Origin of the sequence: Methanolobus sp. ZRKC4 (assembly GCF_045291305.1) — an archaeon.
Classification (GTDB): domain Archaea; phylum Halobacteriota; class Methanosarcinia; order Methanosarcinales; family Methanosarcinaceae; genus Methanolobus.
Map to the genome: position 1 here is coordinate 2,560,562 of NZ_CP146983.1, position 19,536 is coordinate 2,580,097.

4 protein-coding genes are annotated in these 19,536 nt (G+C 41.1%); all 4 read right to left on the minus strand.

Annotated elements, in window-relative coordinates; all coding sequences use genetic code 11:
* Positions 1–30 precede the first annotated feature (30 nt).
* Positions 31–4,350 carry a PGF-pre-PGF domain-containing protein gene (locus tag V7O67_RS12585; protein ID WP_406670145.1) on the minus strand — a complete coding sequence of 1,440 codons (4,320 nt, stop codon included), beginning with the start codon at positions 4,348–4,350 and terminating at the stop codon, positions 31–33.
* 131 nt (positions 4,351–4,481) lie between these two features.
* On the minus strand, positions 4,482–10,292 hold the full coding sequence (locus V7O67_RS12590) for a putative Ig domain-containing protein (RefSeq protein WP_342304514.1): 5,811 nt from the start codon (positions 10,290–10,292) through the stop codon (positions 4,482–4,484).
* A gap of 205 nt (positions 10,293–10,497) precedes the next feature.
* Positions 10,498–14,775: a cobaltochelatase subunit CobN gene (locus tag V7O67_RS12595; RefSeq protein WP_342304512.1), complete on the minus strand. Its 4,278-nt coding sequence runs from the start codon at positions 14,773–14,775 to the stop codon at positions 10,498–10,500.
* 432 nt (positions 14,776–15,207) lie between these two features.
* Positions 15,208–19,518: a cobaltochelatase subunit CobN gene (locus V7O67_RS12600; RefSeq protein ID WP_406670147.1), complete on the minus strand. Its 4,311-nt coding sequence runs from the start codon at positions 19,516–19,518 to the stop codon at positions 15,208–15,210.
* Positions 19,519–19,536 lie beyond the last annotated feature (18 nt).

Below are 19,536 nucleotides of genomic sequence, written 5' to 3' on the forward strand. Positions count from 1 at the left end.
CACCAGCGTTTAATGGTCAGCATCATAATATTAATTTTGCTGTTTCCTTACAAATACACAGACAATTGTTAGTATCAATATTGTTACAAGACCTGATATAGCAGGTATGTCTCTACTACTGCCGTTTTCATTTTCTTCTGCCGGGGATGTGGTGGTATCTGTGCTCTCTTCTGTTAATATGTCAGTGATTGCAGCTTCTTCTGCATTGTTTTTCGGTGGTTCTTCTGCAGTAATTGCAAAAGGTGAGAATCCCTGAGTGCTTGCTTCAAAGTAAAGATAGTTATCACCAGGGTCATTTTGTTTTGTATCCAGCATTTCCCAGGCATTTCCATTGTATCTGTTTAGTGCTATGGTGGCTGGATCAATGCCATTGTTCTCTATCCATTCTTTACTGACCCTGAACCCTATGACCGGGTTGTTGATATTGTTCTCTGTGGCATAACCCGTCTTACCCACCCAGATATTCATATTTTTGTATACTAACCCGGAGACCGGCTTATCTGCAAATGTGGATGTGCTCTTCAATATCTCAATGGTAGTACTTATTTTTCCAGCATTTTTCAGTGATTGATAGCGGATATAGTCAATATCGTTCTTATCATCATCAAAATCAAAGTCTACGATGTCATCCATTCCGGCATACACTGAAAGCACATCTTTGAATACGATGTTCTCAACATCTTCGCCTGTGGAGCCACCACCCCCGCCTCCTCCACCTCCGCTGGAGGAAGCTGATGTGGCAGTAACCGGTGTGGATGTTATTACGGTAGTATTGGACCAGTTTCCAGAGTTACCTACAAAGTCGAATGGTTTAAGACTATAATTGTAGCTTGTGCCGGAAGACAGACCTGTGTCCGTCATCGGTGAAGTTGAATGGTTTGCAAGGAAAGTCTCATCTTTCCATATTTCCATGTAGTCTGTGTCAGTTGATGCTTCCCATGTGAGAGTTATGGATGTGGTGCTATCGGAACTAGCAAGATTGCTGATGATAGGTGCGGTATTATCCTCAATTGGTGTATATATGCTCAGGTGAGTAATATTTGCGGTAACTGTGTGTGCAGAGGTGTTTACCGTACTTCTGAATGGGGTCCAAATCTCCCCCTCATTGTCATACCATGCGACCACAAGTTTATCAGTATCATTTACAAGACTCTGATTATATCCAAGTGTAAGGGAAACGTTTCTTCCGAATTGATGTGAATAGTTTGCATCTGATTCATTCAGTACCCTGATGTCAATTGCCGGACCTGTAAGAATCGATCCGTTTTCAGGTTCTTCTCCCGTTACAACTGCAGCAGACACATTTCCAGGATTGGCAGATGTACCGGTAACATTGAAGTTAATTGTTGGGTGACTGATATTGCTTCCCATGCCGGGAACTGCAAGTGTAGCTTCATCATTACCTTCTGTGTTGAATGTCTCTCCAAGACTGAGATATATGGTTTTGTTGGAACTAAAGTAGTCATCCACTGAATTATTGAAGATGGAAGTGATGTTGACGGTGTTTGTTCCGTTAGAAAGCGGAATGTTACTTAGATTGAACAGTTCGTTTGAAACCGGATATGACCAGTTTGTAAGTGCTTCGTTCACGTAGACCGAAACATTTGTTGCTATGCCGCCAGTTCCGTTCATTGTAAAACTGTTCTCCGGGAGATAATATATCGCTCCGGACACAGGTGTATCGATTGTCGGCTGGCTTGTAAATACAGTAAAATTCACAGTAGTCGAATTAGTGTATCCTGTGATATCTTCAGCAAAGACCGTTAGATTATGATTGCTTTCACTTAGGTTCAGGGTTGCATTGAATGAGAATCCGGTTTCATTTGTGGAATTAGTTCCATTATCAGTATTGTACCAGAAGTCACATAATTTGTTGTTGGTGATATTGATATCAAATTCATCATTCTGTATTACGGTGTTTTCCTCAAGACCCTGTATATTTATTACATTATCTTCAACGCTGGCGTAAAATCTCCATCCATAACTTATTTCTTCACTTAGATTTGTCAATGCACTGACAGATACATTGTGATAACCTTCTGAATATGGCTGTACCGTCAGATTCTCTATTTTGTATCCACCAGTGATGTTAGCAAGGGAGTGGATTACATCCGAACCGTCAATTATCATGTTTATAGTGCTGGAATTAATTCCATCTGCATGTGTAAGGTTCATATAGACAGCAGTTGTGCTGTTAGTTGTGTATGAGTTATGTTCAGGATACATATCGGTGCCATCATGACCATAAGAAACCACAAGTGAGAAATTCTGTGGCCCTTGTGGGACGTTTGTACCATTTATCATGATGGTATATGTGCCGATAACTGGTTCCAGTAATTCAACATCTTCTACATTGTTCACTGTGTCAGGAGCTCCATTTCCATAATATGTGCCATCAGGGCCAACAACTACCAGATCAAGGTTGTTCACAAGTTGTGGGACTACAGCAGCATCTCCGGGATAATCTGTCCAGACGAGCGTAACTCTGAGAGGTTCAGATGTACAGAGAAGATCATAGCTCACATTCCATGATTCATTGAAGTTCAAAGGAGTTGGATTATCAAAATATTTAATCGTTTTTGGATATTGAGGATAGATTGAATTCTCAATATCAACACGTCCCCATCCCTGGGAATAATCAGGTCTGCCCGCTATCTCCTGATAATCTCCTGTTCCATATTGCCCGGGAGTCATGTTATATGCACCGTTAATCAATGTTGCCTTTAGCAATGCAGCGCTTGGGCTGCTTAGATTTTCAACTCTGGTATAGTACTCCCTGACAATAGCAGCAGATCCTGCAACAACAGGAGTGGCCATGCTTGTACCACCCATATATAGATAATTTTCATCAATAATTCCCCATCCTGATGTGTTTGCCATACTTGAGTTCGTGGAAGCAATGAATGTTCCCGGTGCAACAACATCTGGTTTGATCCTGCCGTCATCAGTTGGTCCACGACTACTGAATGCAGCCAGACCTCCACTATTGGTAGCCATGAAATCATCTCTGATAGGGTTTAATGGATAACGATCCCATACTGTCCAACTCAGGTAAGGTGCTATTCCGAAAGTATTTCCTCTTTCACTTTCTGATGCACCAACTGCAAGACAGTTCTTTGCAGATGCAGGTGATCCAATTGAATCTTCGTCTATAACTCCATCTTCATTTGAATCAACTCCTGAATTGCCAGATGCAAAAAGTATCAGCATATCAGGGTGATCCCAGACAAATTGGTCTACATCTTGTGAATAATCCGTGTATTCTCCATTAACATTACTGCCCCAACTATTAGTGTGTATTCTTGCCCCGAGAGTGTATGCCTCTTGGAATAGATCGTTTAGGTCATTCGGGGGGAACAAATAATCACTACTATTTCCAATAGCTTGGAATACTAATTTTGCTTCAGGTGCCATCCCACTGTAATTTCCTTCGGAAAGTGAACCATTGCCTAATACAGAACCGGCAACATGAGTTCCATGACCTGCCTGATCGGCGGCACTTCCATCATTTGACGTATCTATGATACTCAGTATTCTTCCTCTTAGGTCTGCATGCATAGAGCTGTTATTTACTCCTGTATCAAGTCCTGTGTCTGAAATTGCCACTATCTGTTCACTACCGTTCAGTCCGTAGGTCTCATGAACAGTATCTACATTAATAATATCTGCAGCAACATCATTGTATATATTCGGCTGAACATATTTCACTATCCAGCTGACACCATTGATTGCTGCTATATCTGGCAACCTGTCTGCTGAAACCTGTATCCTTAGTTTTGTTCCTGAACATGAAAGGATTTTTCCACCAATTGATTCGATGGAACTTTTTATCCTTTCATTATCTTTTGTGGAGAAAAGGAGTACATGATATGTATTCTCGGTATCAACTTTAGTACTTGCTGTCTGAATACTGCTGGTGTATGTTAATTTAGGTTCATACTTATATGATGGTTTGTAATCACCAATCCATTTTACGAAATCCAGTGTGTACACCTGAATTTTGACATCTTCATTCATTTTGAAAACAAATGCATTGTTTGGAATGTAATTGTATATTTCGGCTCCCTTTGATGATACGTCCTGTTTCCATTTTTCCTGCACATGTCCGCTGAACTGTACAATATAGTATTTTTCTATACTGTCTATGGATTGAACTGAAGAGCTCATAAGTTCCGGTTCATCAATTTGTCTTTCAGGTCCGGTAATTGTGTCCGTATTTACATTCCCGGCCTTCAAAAGAAGGAGATTATTATTGTCTACATCTCCATTGCCTGCGCTTACAGAGGTAATTGAGGCAATGGCTAAAATTATGAGTGTAAATAGTATCAGGATCTTGTTTTTAGTGCGCATGAGCAACATTCTCAGATTAGATTCAAAGCACCCATATATTACCCTAAATATATTTATATCTGCTGTCTAATAAAAAATGAAATGTTGCTGCTGTTCTTAGATATGGTTCGTTGAACCAATAATAGAAAAGGTTACTGCTTCCTCATAAGAAAACAGACAAATGATATTATCAGACAAGATACCAAAGTGGAAAGAGCATAAAGTGTGTTTTCTGGTTGGTTTTCATTTGGTTTTGAAACATTGGAGTCATATGTGCTGTTATCTTCTGTTGAATACAGTGCATCAGTTTCATCACGCAGGCTTTTCTCACTGGCCAATGCCTCACCGGTGATTGCAAACGGTGAAAAGCCCGGAACGCTTGCTTCGAAGTAGAGGTAGTTATCATCTGAACTTGTCTGCGTGGTTGAAAGTCGACTCCAAACGCCATTGTATCTGTTAATCACAATGGAATCCTGGCCAATATTGTAGTTCTCTATCCACTTTCTGTCTACTCTAAATCCTATTACCGGATCATCGATATTGCTGTCGATGGCATATCCTGTTTTTCCAACCCATATGTTTATGTTTTTGTATATCGTCCCGGATGGCAGGGAGTCAGCAAATGTTGACTTATCTCTGAGTATCTCGACTGTCACAGATATGGTTCCTGCATTTTTCAGTGATTTGTAACCAATATACTGGATATCGTTGTCCTCATTGCGGAATTCGAATTTAACATTATCTTTTCCAACAAATAGGGAACTTACATCCTTAAGTTCAATGTTCTCAAATTCCTCTCCTGTGGTTCCACCTCCGCCTCCGCCTCCTCCGCCTCCGCTAGTTGTGGATATTGAGGCTGTAGCTACTGATACTTCAGTTACTGTTATTGGAACCGTAAGGTTATCATGGTCTATTCCGTCTGTTACTGTGAAGTTCACAGAGTAGGTCCCTGTTTGATTGTCTATTGGTGTCCAGTTGAACAAGAGAGACGAGTCGTTGAATGTCGCACCATCTGGTAAAGTACCAACGTTCGAAAAATCAAGATGTTCGTTATCGGCATCTGTTGCATTGATGGTGAACTGAAGGTTTTCGTTTATTTCTATGGTTTTAGAGGACACTAATTCAAATGATGGTGGAGAATTTACATTTACTACCGTTATAGTGATTTTTTCTGAGTCATTTAGACTTTTTGCGGTTACAATAAACTCTATATTGTAGCTACCAGAATCATTGTGCCCTGGAGTCCATCTAAATTCTCCTGTACTTGAATCAAAAGTAGCTTCAGAAGGCAGGTCTACTGCAGAATAAGTTCTTTTGTCATCATCAGGGTCAGTAGCTGAAATGGAAAAAATAAGAAGCTCATTCTCATCAGTTACCTTGTTACCTATTGGATCAAGTTCGGGAGCTCTATCAATATTATCTACTGTTATGGTTATCGTCTCTGAGTCAGTAAGACTGTTTGCAGTTGCAATGAAATTGATATCGTAACTACCTGAATCATCATATCCCGGAGTCCATCTAAACTCTTTCGTAATGGAGTCGAAGGTGGCTCCGGCAGGCAATGTATTAGTTGAGTAGATTATTGTGTCATCATCGAGATCAATTGCAGAGGTGGTAAAACTCAAAAGTTCATTTTCATCAACTACTCTGTTACCTATTGGTTCAAAGTTTGGAGCTCTATCAATATTATTTACTGTTATGGTTATTGTCTCTAAGTCAGTCAGACTATTTGCAGTTGCAATGAAATTGACATTATAACTACCTGAATCATTGTACCCAGGAGTCCATCTAAATTCTCCCGTGCTGGGATCAAGGTTAGCTCCATCAGGCAAATTAGTAGCAGAGTAAGTTACAGTTTCATCATCAGGGTCAGTTGCTGATATTGTGAAACTTAACAGCTCATTTTCATCAACGGCCTTGTTTCCTATTGTAGCAAGCTCTGGTGCTCTATCGACATTTCCTACGGAGATAGTTATAGTCTCGGTATCATCAAGGCCATTAGCTTCAGCAATAAACTCTACATCATAGTTTCCAGATTCACCGTATGCAGGTGTCCAGGTAAATTCTCCTGTACTGGGATCAAGATTAGCTCCACCAGGCAAATTAGTAGTAGAGTAAGTTACAGTTTCACCATCAGGGTCAGTTGCCGAGATTGTGAAACTTAACAGCTCATTCTCATCAACAGCCTTGTTACTTATTGTAGCAAGTTCTGGTGCTCTATCGACATTTTCCACTGTTATGACGATAGTTTCAGAGTCACTGAGGCTATTTGATTCCGCAATAAACTGTACATAGTAACTACCTTCATCATTATAATCAGGAATCCATCTAAATTCTCCTGTGCTGGGATCAAGGTTAGCTCCATCAGGTAAAGTAGTAGCAGAGTAAGTTATAGTTTCATCATCAGGGTCAGTTGCCGAGATTGTGAAACTTAACAGCTCATTCTCATCAACAGCCTTGTTACTTATTGTAGCGAGCTCTGGTGCTCTATCGACATTTTCCACTGTTATGACGATAGTTTCAGAGTCACTTAGGCTATTGGATTCTGCAATAAACTCTACATCGTAACTATTTTCATCGTTATAATCAGGTGTCCATCTAAATTCTCCTGTACTGGGATTAAGGTTAGCTCCATCAGGCAAATTAATAGCATTGTAAGTTACAGTTTCATCATCAGGATCTGTTGCTGATATCGCAAAACTAAGTAATTCGTTTTCATTAACTGCCTTGTTACCGATTGCAGCAAGTTCTGGTTCTCTATCGACATTTTCCACTGTTATGACGATAGTTTCAGAGTCACTGAGGCTATTGGATTCTGCAATAAACTCTACATCGTAACTATTTTCATCGTTATAATCAGGTGTCCATCTAAATTCTCCTGTACTGGGATCAAGGTTAGCTCCATCAGGCAAATTAGTAGCAGAGTAAGTTACAGTTTCATCATCAGGGTCAGTTGCTGATATTGTGAAACTTAACAGCTCATTTTCATCAACGGCCTTGTTACCTATTGTAGCAAGCTCTGGTGCTCTATCGACATTTTCCACTGTTATGACGATAGTTTCAGAATCATTAAGACTGTTTGCTGTCGCAATGAATTCTACATTATAAGTGCCTTTATGATCATATCCTGGAATCCAGCTAAAGACTCCTGTGCTTGGGTCAAGGTTCGCTCCATTAGGTAAATTAGTAGCAAAGTAAGCTACAGTTTCACCATCAGGATCAGTTGCCAAGATGGTGAAATTTAACAGCTCATTTTCATCAACTGTCTTGTTATCGATTGCGGTGAGTTCTGGTGCTCTGTCTTTATTTTCGACCGTTATGGTGATTGTCTCATTATCAATTTCAATTCCATCGGTTACATTGAATTCTACATAGTACACTCCTGAATCATTATAGTCTGGAGTCCAGGTGAATATGTTATCATTAAGGCTGCCAAAACTTGCATTGGTAGCAAAGGTAAGATTATCATCATCTTCATCAATAGCAGATATATCTATATGAAGAATTTCAGATTCAATGATTACCTTATCGCCAATGTACTCCAAAACGGGAGCATGATTAGAAACTTGTGCAGCTTCAACATTAAATTTCCATCCGTAAGAAAATTGTTGTCCGCTATCTGTCATGGCCGTAACAGATACATTATATTCTCCTTCCTGGTAAGGAACAGGTGTATTGTACCAGATATTGTATCCATCAGGTATACTGCCATAATTGAATACTACCGGGATATCGTTGATTGACATATTTATGGAACTCTGGTCTACTCCTGCCGGATGTACAACATCTGTTGACACTACAGTTGTGCTATTTTCTGTATAGGAGTTCTGTGCCGGAAACTTGTTATTATCGCAGGTAAATGCTAATACCAGTGCAAAGGGCTGTTGCGGCAGGTCTAAAGGCTGAATGATACTATAACCCACTACTGTGATAGTGTAATCTCCCTCTGCTGTATTACTGAGTTCAATTCCTTCAACATTGTTTACGTGATCTGGTCCATTGTTACCATAATATGTGCCCGATGGGCCTGAAATTATCATATCAAGATCATTGACAAGTTCTTTTGATGAAAAGATGGTTCCCGGATAATCGGTCCATGCAAGGGTTGCTCTCATTGGTTGGCCACTCTTCACATATTCATATATATGACTCCATGAATCCGAAGTAGACAGCGAAATATCATCAAAATATGCTATCACTTCAGGATATGGCACAAGTATTGAGTTCTCGACATCAAGACGTCCCCATCCTTGTGAGTAGTCAGGTCTGCTGTCTATCTCCTGTGTGTCCTCGTCATCATACTGTCCCGGTGCCATATCATATGCACCATTGAGTAGGGTTGCTTTCATCAACGCAGCACTTGGATTAGCCATATTTTCTATTTCAGTGTAGTATTCCCGGACAAGCGCTGCGGAACCGGCAACAATTGGCGTGGACATGCTTGATCCGCCTAAATATGCATAATTGGTATTTTCAGTAACAATACCCCAATCATACCAGCTTGCCTGACTCGATTTTGTGGAGGCGATGAAAGTACCTGGGGCAACAATGTCGGGTTTAATCCTTCCATCATCAGTTGGCCCTCTGCTGCTAAAAGCAGCAATTCCTTCTGGATTGTTTGCAGTGTAATCATCTTTGATGGGGTTTATCAAGAATCGCCCACCTGACCAATCGATATCTCCCCATTTTTTGTAAGCGGTTCCAAAATTATCACCTCTATCATTTTCAGATGCACCGACTGCTATACAGTTCTTTGCGGTTGCAGGTGTGTTAAGTGAATCTGAATCGACCACGCTGTCATAATCCAAGTCACTCCCTTCATTACCAGCGGAGAACAATATCAGCATGTCAGGATGACTCCATGAGAACTGGTCAACAGAATATGAATAGGAATTATATGCTCCATTGGAATCCGCTCCCCAACTATTGGTGTGTATCCTTGCGCCTGCATCGTATGCATTCTGAAAAAGAATACTGATGTTTGAAGTTGGTATTCCTCCAAGTTCCCAGTCGTCCGTTCCTACAGCCTGAAATATAAGTGATGCTTCGGGTGCCATTCCTGCATACTGACCATCTGACATTTCTCCATTACCAAGGACGGAGCCAGTAACATGAGTTCCATGGCCTGTTATATCCTGTGCACCGTCTCCGGAAAAGTCCGTAATAGATAGTATCCTGCCTCTTATATCGGCATGCATTGAGTTGTCATTTACTCCTGTGTCAAGTCCTGTATCGCAGACCGCAATAATTTGATCGCTTCCGTTCAGCTTCAATGTATTATGGATTGCATTTACTTTGACAATACTTGCTGCAACATCGTTTGATACAGATGTTTCCTCATATTTATCTATCCAGCAGATTCCACTAATGGAAGCCAGGTCTTCAAGATTGTCAGATGGAATTTGTATTCTTAATATGCGGTCCGACGCATCAACAACTATTCCACCTAAGGTTTCTACATTTGATTCAATATCATAACTTTCAATGGGGTCAAATATGAATAGTATCATCTCAGAAGCATTTACATCATCTGCAAGCAAATTTGTATCCTGAATGATCAGGTTTTCATCTGTGTATTTATACTCCGGCAGAAACTCCCCTGTCCAACGCACAAAATCAAGCGATTCCACAAGAATCTTCTCTGTTCCATTCATCCTGAGCACAAAAGCGTTGTTTGGGATATAATCAAAGAATTCGGCTCCGACATTCTGCACTTCATCTTTCCATTGTTGACTGACAGGTCCTTCAAACTGCACGATATAATATGTTTCGGAACTATCCTCCAATTCAAATGTTGAAGATACTTTGGCCTGATCCTGTTCGGATACATTTTTTTCCGGTGGGCGGTCTGTATCTATATTACCTGATTTCAAAAAGATTAGATTTTCGTCACTGGCCGAAACGACCAGAGCAGAAAGCAGGATAATGATAATGGATATGAATATCGTTGTTGTTCGATTCATGGGCCGTGTTCCTGTTTTTGTGCTGATATGTAGGATTAGAAATATCTAAGTAGTAAATATATTCAGGCAAACTTGTATATAAAACGCAATGAGTATCTTAAAAATAGTATCTTTTGTATGTGTATATTAATGTGGGTTGACACTATGCAATAGTTGAGCAAAAAAAAGAAAAGACGCTTTTATACTGAAAAGCGTCAAAAATACTTTAGAACTTCCTCTTTCTCCAGAATCCTACATACATAGCTCCTACTCCGGCAAGTACCAGCACAGAAGCTGCCAGCTCAGAACCGGTTACTGAGAAACCGCTTGAGCTTTCGGTATTTGCGACACTTTGCTTTGTCATTTCATAACCTTCTACGTAATCATCCGGTGTAGACCGTTGTACATCCTGTACAGGTGTATCAGCATCCATACCTGCTCCGGAATCAGTCGCAGTTGTCTGGTTGGTTGACCCTGATTCAGAGCTGGATTCAACGATCTTCAGCTCCGTTCCGGCTGAACTGCTACTTCGGCTACTAACCGTTTCTTCCTGCTCAGATTGTGGTGTCTGGACCACTTCTCTCAGGGTTGCATCGTACATTTTTTTCTTATATGCATCCTGCATTTTCTTGCTAACTCCTGATGGATCCATATTTTCTTGTATAAATTTATCAAGCAATGGATTTCCACAGGTATGATGGCAGCAGGTAACATCATTTTCGACAACTGATCTAACATATTCTTTCACAAGATTGTGGGTCACTCCATCAGATGGATTCCAATAATCCGTGCGAGCGGATTCCAGTAATGTAGCTTTCATTGACTGGGATGCATATGGATTTGTAGTTTCAAGGTAATCGCTTACACCAAGGCCATATTTGTCCTCGACGTAGACATCATACATCTCATTCCACATATCATCAGTAACAAGAGATGGGTCTGTTACATCAAACACATGCAGGACTTCAAAGACTGAATCCATATATCTTGTACCGTCAAAACCGTTACCCATCATTCCTTCTATCCAGTTTGGATTCAGGTAACGTGAGCGTAAGTCCTTGTTAAGGAACTCACTCAGGGTTTCAATGTCTGCAGAGCTGCTGAGGTCATTGATATACATGTCAGGTGCAGAACCGCTGATTCTTTCAACTGACATGCTCAAACCACCGAAATAGGCAGCTACCATATTGTGGTCAAGCACACCGTAAAGATTTGATGTTCTGCTAAACACTGCAGTATCAACGTCTGCAAGGTTCTTCTCCAGTACACTTGAGTAATGCTCACCCCATATTTCTTGACCATAGATATATCCCATCCTGTCAATGTAGAGGTCGGCGATCTCGTCTGAATCTTCCCATGTATCACTGCTTATGGCTTCCTGTATCCCAGGTGTATATCCTCCTGGTGGGGGACAGAATATCTTTGAAACTGACAGGTTGTATGCAATCGATTCATTGTATCCTTCATCTATGAGGCTATGGTATGTTTCACTGGAATGCATTTTCACATAGTTGGGATATGTGTCATTGTCAGCTCCTGCCGCCATCCTGATAGCTTCATCTATGAGCTCAATCTTGCTCGGATACACATCACGGTAAAGACCTGAGGTTACCACCATAACATCTATCCTTGATCTGCCAAGTTCCTCGGAATCGATTAGTGTGAAACCTTTTACTCTGTTCTTGCTGTCATAATAGGGTTCTACTCCCAGAAGTTTGAATATCTCGGATTCCATAACTCCCTGGTTCCTTGTTGTTTCCACAGACCATAGCAGGAACGCTATCTTTTCAGGATATTGCCCATCTTCTTCAAGTTTCAGTGCAAGTATATCGTCTGCAAGTTGTGAACCAACATCCCATGCCGCTTTTGTGGGGATGAGGCGGTCATCGAATGTGTAGAGATTCCTGCCTGTTGGCAATGCATCAGGGTTCCTGATAGGGTCACCGGATGGTCCCGGTGTGATATACGTACCGTCAAGTGCATCGAGTATCTTCGTTATTTCACATTCGCAGTCCTGTATCCTTTCCATATACTCAAGTGCCAGATCCAGGTCACTTCCAAGTTCTGTGGAGTTCTGACCAAGTAGCATTATTTGTGCATCGTAAGGAAAGCTTCCGTTCAGTATTGTTTCATTCAATAGTAATACTGAAAGTTCCTCGTTTCCACCAAGAGTTTCCACATGTTCTACATATTCATCTCCAAGCATGCCTTTTATGAGCATGATGAGACTCTCGCCTTCAGGAACCTCACCAAGTATATGAGATCCGTATGGCATGTAGGCAGTCTTCAGTTCATAGAGATAATTCGAGAGTTCATTAATGAAAGCATCTGTAAGGTCTGCATCACCTGAAATTGAGTCAAGGTCAACACTGAGGTCATTGTCAAGGCTCAGGTTTCTTGTCTGGTTTATGATACTCTCTCTGTAACTCTCTTTCACCACGCTGTCTGTTGCTTGTTTGAATAATGTGATCTCCTGCTGGAGGTTTGCAAGGTCGCCATAAAGACCTGCCGGCACTATTGTCGGTGTCATGAAATCAATGATGAGCATATTTGCTCTTCTTCTGTCAAAGACACCTTCTGCATCCATTGGAAGTACGTGGATATGTGGCATATCTTCAAGTAAGAGTGCTCCCCAATCCTTTGCGGAAAGACCGCATTCTTTACCGGGCATCAGCTCAACGCTTGAGAATATAGTGAATAATGCGTCGGCTTCATATTCCCTTGACATGTATTTGTAGAAAGCAAAACACTGATGTGTTGGTGGATATGAAGCATTGTTATACATTGCTTTTTCACTTGAAGACCATCCGTGTTGTGGGTCAGGTGCAAGAAGAACATTTCCGAATTCGAGCACAGGTATGACCAGATATTTGTCTGTGGAATTCTCATAGACCATTATATTTCCAGGAGCTTCACCCCACATTGCTGTCATTTCATCAATTTTATCCTGTGGGAGTTCTTCGAACCACTCCCTGTACTGGGATTCAGGTATGAGTATTGTGCTTCCATTCTCAACACATTTGGTAAGTTCTCCGGGAGCCCAGCTACCAATATTGTGTCCGCTTTCCATCATCATATCTGCAAGTTCACTGGAATTTGGAAGTGGCTCACTGCCAACATCATAACCTCTCTCTTGCATAGCTTCAAGAAGGTTTGCCAGACTTGCCTGTGCATCAAGATAATAATCAATGTCTGCGCCCATATCTGCTTTACCGCCTTCAGGATTGTAATATGGTATAACCACTTTCTTCTCTGAATTCGATTTTTGGTGCAGTTCAGTCCAGGCTATTGTCCTGTCGACAAGCCAATCTATCTGATAATAAATTGGCTGGTTATATTCGATTCCTGTTGCCTCATCTATGGCTTTTCCGCTGATGACTATTGGCTCGATGATTCCATCAAGTTCTGCATAAGCTACCTGATACTGTTGAGCAGGCGGCACACCATGCACACTGTTCTCCCATTCTTCCACATTTACTCCTGAAAACAAGCGGGCACCGTTCAGGACAGTTATGTTCAGTGTCTGAAGGTCAGAAATTCCATGCTCATTGTCTGAATAATGCAGACGTGACCCACGTGATATCATAATAGCAGCGTCTGCAATGGACATATTATCCTTCATAAGGTAGCTAAGGGATTTTTCATCCTTGTAAGCATAAGTAGTTACAATCGTATTGTATCCTTTTCCTTCTATATCCTCAACAAGCGGGTCAAGCAGAGGCATGTCCCTTTCCACTCTTTTGTAACTGGTGGTTATTATTGCAATGGTAGGACTGTCTGTATCATATGTTCCTGTTGAACTGTACCAGTCAAGGTAATCATTGAGATTATCATATATCTGAGGTGCAAGTGGATGATAGATACCGTAGACAGGTCTTTCCACAGGTGCTGTGATGGAGTAGTTCAAACCGAAGAACTTCACCCCAAGGAAAGTAGTGAGTCCGTTGAAGTTCTCCTGGGATGCGTACTCCTGATAAAGATTTATGTCAGAGTACTGCGGATCTGATGTATTTACGTTATGAAGTCCGTAAGCTTCCAAGGTCTCTCCTATTGAGACGACATGTGCACCGTTTGTTTTCGCTTCATTTACTGTTGGTGCAATGCTGTCCACAACATAGGCATCAAGGTTCCTAAGAACAATCATGTCCTGATCGCTCAGATCAAAACCTAGGTCTGCATATGATGTGCCAAGATAGATACTGATATCCATCTGTGAACTTATCTGCGGGTCGGCAGCTACGTTCTGCATAAGTGTGACCGCATAAGGACGGGATAGCACATAGCTTATTTTTGGCCTTATATCCATGTCCGGTATTTTCACTATAATAGAAGTATTTACAGCTATTGTATCGTTTTCCGATAAGGCTGAATCTACTGCATTGTCAGTTGTATTTATTGTATCGTTACCAGCACTCTCTGCAGCAGCAAATGCTGTTGCTAAGAATACTATTATAAGAGCTGCTGCAAAGATATTCCTGTATTTTTTAATGTTTTTAAGTACCATATCGTACCTCACCACCAAGTTAGTTATGTAAGTTGATTTAAATCAAGTTTATTTGATCTATACTATGATAATCAGCTGATGAGACATTCGTTATTGAAAAAAATAGGGAAAAACTTAATATTATAAATATTATATATTTACACTGCATATTGTCCCCCGACAATGTGTATAACACTCCTGTACTTGCTTGGCGGCTATGCAGGAGTGATCACAACTATTGTTTTATTAATTCATAACTTCTTGATCATCATCCTCGTTTCACATAGAATTTCTTTCAATTATACAAATATTCAAAAATGCTACATATATTATGATTGTGCAAACATGTATTAGCTAAAACAAATATACATGTTCGTGCTTATAAAACAATTCATTAACTTTGAAAAAATAAAAAAGAAAAGACGCTTTCTTTGAAAAGCACCAAAAGAGTCTTTAGAATTTCCTTCTTCTCCAGAATCCAAAGTACATGGCTCCTAATGCACCAAGAACAAATACCGAAGCTACTATATCAGAACTGGATACTGATGGACTATTTGCATTATCATTGTTCGTGATACTTTGCTTTGTCATTTCGTAGCCTTCAACGTAGTTATCGGGGGTTGATTTCGGTGAATCCTGCACAGGCGCGTCAGAATCCAGACCAGCTCCTCCGGAATTTGCCATCATGGTCTGGTTAGATGACCCTGATCCTGATGCCATTGTTCTTTGGACAGAGTTGAGTGAATCATCCTTAACCTTTTGTAAATCAGTTTCTGTCTGTTTCTGTACCTGGAATTCATCTCTCTGTGTTGCATCGAACATCTGCTTATTGTAGTCATCTATCACTTGCTGGCTAAGGTCAGCTGGTATATTACCCTGTACGAAGTCATCCAGCAATGGGTTTCCACATGTGTGGTGACAGCATGTTGCACCATTATCTGCAACCGATTGCATGTACTCCTTCACAAGATTGTTCACAATATCGTCTGGCAGATCAATATACCCTTTGCGTAAGCCCTCCAACATCCTGCCTGTGATGGACTGATAAGCTCCGGGGTTGTTTTCATTGAAGAACTTTTTCATTTCGTCGTTAATGTATGTATTATACACAGTTTCCCACATACTGTCATCAACAAGTTCGGGGTTGGAGACTTCCCATCCCCAGAGATTATCTACGAATTCAGCCATCATCCTCCCTCCGGCATACTCTGAACTCATCATACCTTCTATCCATTTATCGTTGAGATATCTGGAGCGCAGGTTCGTGTTCAGGTATTTCTGCATGGTGACCATTCCGCCGTTTTCAGTATCCCTTGTGTCCGAAATATACATTTCTGGTGTCTTGCCGGAAACATATCTGGTTGCAAGGTTGAGGCCGCCGAAATACTGGAAGACGTCATCATTGTCCAGAGTATCATACAGGTTGGATGAATCTGAATGTACCGAAGCATCAACATTCATCAGGTTCTGTTTGAGAAGGTCAGGGCATTGCTGTCCCCATAGTTCTGTACCGTAGGCAAATCCCATCTTACTCAGGTAAAGTTCTCCTATCTGGGCTTCATCATCCCATGTGCCACTCGCTTCTATGGCATTGGCAATGCCAATCTCATAAGTACCGTCTCTGACAGCAAAACAACGCATTGTCGAAATCTGCTCAGCAGTCTCGTTATCATAACCTGCTTCTATCAATGCCTGTTTTATTGAGATTGTACTTTCGTTTACATAGTTGGTATAATTGCCAGCAGGAGCAGAGTTTGCAAGTCTTACTGCTTCATCTATCATCTTGAGCTTTTCCGGGAAGGCGTCTCTCATTCCTGCGGTTGCATAGACTACATCAATACGAGGTCTGCCTGGGTATTCGCCATAACTTGGCATAAGCTCGGACTCATTCATGAGTACAAGACCTTTTATCTGTTTGGATGTATCATCCCACTCTGGTTTTACTCCAAGCAGGTACAGCATTTCGGCTTCGAGTGTACCATGGTCTCTTATGAATTCTACACCGAATCTTGAGAATGACACCTTCCTTGGATATTCTCCATGTTTGTCATAATAGTCTTCCAGCAGATCCTGTGCAAGTCTGGAACCAAGGTCCCAAGTAGCCTTGGAAGGGTATAATCTCGAATCGACTCCATAGAAATTGCGGCCAGTAGGTACTGAATCCGTATTCTGGATTGGGTCCCTTCCAGGTCCCGGTGGGACGAAACCTGCATCCAGAGCATTAATCACCCGGTCAAGCTCGGTAGCTGATTCAACAAGATTGTTCTTGTGTATGATTCCATTTTCAAGTAAAGCAGTAACTGAAGAATCATTGTATCCAAATACCATGTCCTGAGCTAGTGCAGGGTCTGTGTTATTGGTAACAACTTCCCATACAAGCCAATCAATTTTTGTATCGTTTAATGGTATTCCAAGTGGATATTCAGTTGTATCCGAATAGAACGTACCGGATATCAGATTTTCAAAACTGCTTCCAAGCATTGATCTTACCATGACGGACATCTGGTCATCAACTGGTCCGCTTTCATTCATAGGTGGGACTTCTCCAAGCACATGGAAACCATAGGGGATGTTCTCTTCGGATATCTCTTCCAGATATTCATGGAGCACGTTCTTTACAAAAGCCTGAAACTGTGAATCATCCGCTCTGTAAATCTCGATCATACTTTCAGTCACATCCAGGTCCTTATGGAGATTGAGTTCCACCATTTGGTCGATTATAATTTCTCTGTATCCGTCTCTGACTTCATCCGAGATTGCAGGATCATAGTACTCCTGAATGTTTGATGCAAGTTCTGCCATCTCCGTATGAAGGCCTCCGTGTTCGAGGGTTGGAGTAAGATGGTCAATTATCAAAGCATTTCCACGGTATTCTGCTGTAAGTCCTTCGCCAACGTTTGCTACGATATATGGGTAGATGTTAGGCAGGTCCTGCAGAAGAAGTGGTGCCCAGTCTGCTGTCCTGTTCATTCCGTATGCAAGTCCTGGAAGCCATTCGTGTGTACCGTGGGTACCAAGATGGATAATGGCATCAGGATTCCAATCATTGTTTAGCCAGAGGTAGAAGGCAATATACTGGTGTGGTGGAGGAACAATAGAGCTGTGATACATTACATTGTCATTTTGCATAAAACCGCGGGCAGGCTGTGGCATGAGCCATACGTTGCCACACTGGACCGCAGGGATCACAATATACTTGCCGGTTTCATTTTCCCATATCATGAGTTTTTTGTCCTCTGGGAAATCATCGGACCAGGGTTCTCCCCACTCATTTATTACATCATCTTTAAGGTTTTCAGGCAACTCATTCTCAAACCATTGTTTATATTCGTCCATCGGGATGAGCTGTAATCCCCATTCTGTGCGGTTATTCACCATTTCATCAAGGACACCGGGTGCCCAGGAACCGGCATTTATTCCCTGCTCCTGAATCATTTCCAGAAGGAGTGTTTTGTTCTCAGGAACATTGTTAAGGCTGTAGTCACTTTCATTCATCTTGTTGAGCAGGTTCATCATACTGGCCATGGTATCCAGGTAACTTGCTCCTATGTTGTCCTTACCGGATGGATAATTGTAATAGATGATACCAACTTTCTTGTCTGGATTTTCTAAGCGTTTAAGCTCTGTCCATTTGATAGCACGGTTAGTCATCCAATCAATCTGTGCAGCATTTGGTTCATACTCGTAAACGTCCCATTTTATTTTTTTGCTCTGTCCAAGCACTACATATTCAAAAATACCGTCAATGTTTGGACTTACTGTTTTCCTTATGGCTTCTTCATTGGAGATTCCTCTGTTTGTATCTGCAGGATCTCCTGAATCCGGGTCTGCAACCATACCCTTGAGTACGGGAACATCAAGATTTGTGAGTTCAGTTAGGCCGTATCCCTCATATTTATTAACATCCAGCCCAAAGCTCTTGAGAGATATCATACACTGGACCAGTGGTTCTCCACTTTCATCACAATAATAATCACTGATGTTATAGAATGTATCAAATCCGGCAATAACGTTACAACCCTTGCTTTCAAGATCATATATAAGAGCGTCAACAACCTGCAAGTTACTGTTCTTGTAATCTGATTTATGGAACCATATGCCGATCGTAGGTCTGGAAGGATCATATGTGTGATGTTCACCATTGGATTCATTCTGGTACCAGTCCAGATATTCGTTTGTAGTATCAAACCAGTAAACATCATCATCCGGATGGTAAAGGCCCTGTGGAAGTGTTATGGGAGGCTGACATTCCCAGCTGTCTGTAAGTGCTGATTTGTTTCCATATGTCTTTGCAAGGTATACAATGAAATTTTCACCATTCATTCTCAGGAAATCTTCCTTCATTCCCATATTGAAAAAGTAATTCTCATCGTCGCTTTCATAGGGTTCTGGTGCGCTTGGGAAATCATAATCATATAAGGAAGTATTTATTAAACTGGCAATATTTACAAGGGTAGTTCCATTATCTTTTGCTTTTTCCAGCTCAGTGGAAAATTCGTCGTATTTAGTACCCCATAGCATATAGGTAAATATGACATCCTGATTGCTCAGGTCAATGTCTGACAGGTCACTCAGTGTTGTAAAATATTGAACATTTATGCTTTCATTATAGATATTTGAGCTTTTGGCATAGCTGATCACTTCTGCATCATCAAGAGTAATGAGGGTGATATTCACATGGTTTTCGTCTGCCGATACAGTGTTTATTAGTGATAAAACTAACAATACACTTAATACTATTATCAATATATTTTTTACTCGCATGTTATCCACCTGATAATG

What these genes read in the sequence shown, in the direction of transcription:
- V7O67_RS12585 (WP_406670145.1), bottom strand. Translation starts at nt 4,350, where the DNA reads ATGCGCACTAAAAACAAGATCCTGATACTATTTACACTCATAATTTTA.
- V7O67_RS12595 (WP_342304512.1), bottom strand. Translation starts at nt 14,775, where the DNA reads ATGGTACTTAAAAACATTAAAAAATACAGGAATATCTTTGCAGCAGCT.
- V7O67_RS12590 (WP_342304514.1), bottom strand. Translation starts at nt 10,292, where the DNA reads ATGAATCGAACAACAACGATATTCATATCCATTATCATTATCCTGCTT.
- V7O67_RS12600 (WP_406670147.1), bottom strand. Translation starts at nt 19,518, where the DNA reads ATGCGAGTAAAAAATATATTGATAATAGTATTAAGTGTATTGTTAGTT.